Origin of the sequence: Pseudomonas sp., from assembly GCF_050739995.1 — a bacterium.
Classification (GTDB): domain Bacteria; phylum Pseudomonadota; class Gammaproteobacteria; order Pseudomonadales; family Pseudomonadaceae; genus Aquipseudomonas.
Genome location: NZ_JBOICG010000354.1, coordinates 1 through 2,406 on the forward strand (window position 1 = coordinate 1; position 2,406 = coordinate 2,406).

General features: G+C 59.2%; 3 protein-coding genes. All 3 read right to left on the reverse strand.

Features of this window, described 5'->3' with window-relative positions:
• A partial coding sequence (locus ACRESD_RS11825) for an efflux RND transporter permease subunit (RefSeq protein ID WP_431751063.1) occupies positions 1-239 on the reverse strand: 239 nt, incomplete at its 3' end.
• Positions 236-1,540, reverse strand: coding sequence for an MdtA/MuxA family multidrug efflux RND transporter periplasmic adaptor subunit (locus ACRESD_RS11830; protein ID WP_431751064.1), 1,305 nt, complete (start codon positions 1,538-1,540; stop codon positions 236-238). The genes ACRESD_RS11825 and ACRESD_RS11830, both read right to left, overlap by 4 nt.
• A 231-nt stretch (positions 1,541-1,771) precedes the next feature.
• On the reverse strand, positions 1,772-2,272 hold the full coding sequence (tpx, locus tag ACRESD_RS11835; protein ID WP_431751065.1) for a thiol peroxidase: 501 nt from the start codon (positions 2,270-2,272) through the stop codon (positions 1,772-1,774).
• Between the last annotated feature and the right edge of the window lie 134 nt (positions 2,273-2,406).

The window sequence follows — 2,406 nt, forward strand, 5'->3', positions numbered from 1 at the left end:
ATCTGGGTCAGCCCGGGCATCTGGCCGAACTGGCGCTCAAGGGGCGCGGTGACCGCGCTGGTCATCACGTCCGGGCTCGCGCCAGGGTACAGGGTCATCACCCGGATGGTCGGGTAATCCACCTGGGGCAACGCCGATACCGGCAACAACCGATAAGCAATAATGCCGGCCAAGACAATGGCCAGCATGCTCAGGGTGGTGGCAACCGGGCGAAGGATAAACAGCCGCGACAGGTTCATGAACCGACCTTTTGCGCCTTGCCGGCGTCAGCGCCGGTTTTCTCTTCTGCCGCAGGCTTGCCTTGCAAGTGCTCGGTCGGGGTCGTCAAGACTTCGCTGCTGTCGTTGACCACTTCGATTTCGCTGCCGTCCTTCAGGCGGTCGGTGCCTTCCAGTACCACGCGGTCACCGGCTACCAGGCCTTCCTTGATGACCGTGTTGTCGCCATCGGAATCGCCGACCACCAAGGGCTGCATCTTGACCTTCTTGTCACCGTCGAGCTTGTAGACGAAGGTACCGTTATTGCCGAACTGGATCGCGGCGGACGGTGCCAACACTACGTTGTGCAGGGTGTCGGCCAGCAGGTGCACGTTGACGAACTGGTTGGGGAACAGCGCCTGGTCCTTGTTATCGAAACGTCCCTTGAATTTCAGGGTGCCGGTGGTGACGTCGATCTGGTTGTCCAGGCTCTGCAAGACGCCGACCGCCTGCTTTTTCACATCGCCACGGTCCCAGGCTTCCACGGGCAGCTTGTTACCGGTGTGGTAACGGGCCAGGACGGTGTCGAGGGTGTTTTCCGGCAAGGTGAAGACCACGCTGATCGGCTGGGTCTGGGTGATCACCGCGAGGAAGGTGGTGTCATTGGCCGCCACCAGGTTGCCCACGTCGACCTGACGCAAACCTACTCGGCCACTGATGGGGGCGCGGATCTTGGTGAATTCGAGGTTGAGTTTGGCGTCGTCCACCGCGCCCTGGTTGGTCTTGACCGTGCCCTGGTATTGCAGCACCAGCGCTTCGGCGGTGTCCAGGGTCTGCTTGGCGATACTGTCCTGAGCATACAGGTCACGATAACGCTGCACGTCGACCTGGGCGTTTTTCAGCTGGGCCTGGTTCTGCAACAGCGTGCCCTGGGCCTGGAGCAAGGCGTTCTGGTAGCTGCGCGGGTCGATTTCCGCCAGCAAGTCACCGGCCTTGACCATCTGCCCTTCTTCGAAGGCGATCCTCACCAGCTCACCGCCCACCCGGCTGCGTACATTAATGGTATTGAGCGCAGTCACCGTGCCCAATGCCTTGTAGTACACCGGGAATTCCCCCTCCACCGCCGGCGCCACACGCACCGGAATCGGGCCGGTGGAGCCACCAAAACCCGGGCGCATCATCCCCGACTTGCCGGCACGGCCTTCCGGCTTTTGTGCAGCGGCGTCCTTGTGGCTGCCAGGCCAGAATTTCCAGCACAGGCCGGCGATAACCAGCAGCACAAGCAGGCCGAACAGCCAGCGGCGGGACTTACGGGGGGAGGATTGCATGGATTGATCAACCATTGGGCGCGAGAGCTTCTTCTTTGGGAGGCTGAAAGATAAGCACTGGGGCGCATTAAGAAAAGCGCCTTTACCGGCTATTTACCTTGGACTTACAACTTTTAACTTCTGATCTTAGTCTGCTCGCTATTTCGCTAAGCATTTGAGGCACAAATAAAAACGGCCTGGACTAGGCCAGGCCGCAAGCATGCATTACGCGTGTTACTGCAAAACGACAGTAATGCGCAGAAACAGTTACTTCAAAACAGCCAGGGCTGCTTCGTAGTTCGGCTCGTGGCCGATTTCGGAAACCAGTTCGCTGTGCAGCACTTTGTCGTTTTCATCCAGCACCACGACGGCGCGGGCGGTCAAGCTGCGCAGCGGGCCATCAACGATGTTCACGCCGTAGTCTTCGGAGAACGCCGCGCTGCGGAAGTCCGACAGGTTCTTCACGTTTTCCAGGCCTTCGGAACCACAGAAGCGCGCCTGGGCGAATGGCAGGTCCGAAGAGATGCACAGTACAACGGTGTTGGCCACATCGTTGGCCTGGGCGTTGAACTTGCGCACCGACGTGGCGCAAGTCGGGGTGTCGACGCTTGGGAAGATGTTCAGCACTTTGCGCTTGCCGGCAAAGGTCGCCAAGGTAGCGTCAGACAGGTCACCGGCAGTCAGGGTGAAGTCTGGAGCCTGGGAGCCGACTTGTGGCAATTCGCCTTCAACTTGGACAGGGTTACCGCGAAGGGTGACTTGAGCCATGAACAGAATCCTTATGCTGGGTTTGATTAAACGAATTCGAGAGGCAGGAGTTAACCACAAAGTGCCGTCGCTACCTACCGCCGAACACAAATTGTCATGCCACGCGGTTGTGGTTTAATTGCGCGCTTTTTGCC

Coding starts and splice junctions, on each gene's coding strand:
- ACRESD_RS11830 (WP_431751064.1), bottom strand. CDS start 1,540: ATGGTTGATCAATCCATGCAATCCTCCCCCCGTAAGTCCCGCCGCTGG.
- tpx (WP_431751065.1), bottom strand. CDS start 2,272: ATGGCTCAAGTCACCCTTCGCGGTAACCCTGTCCAAGTTGAAGGCGAA.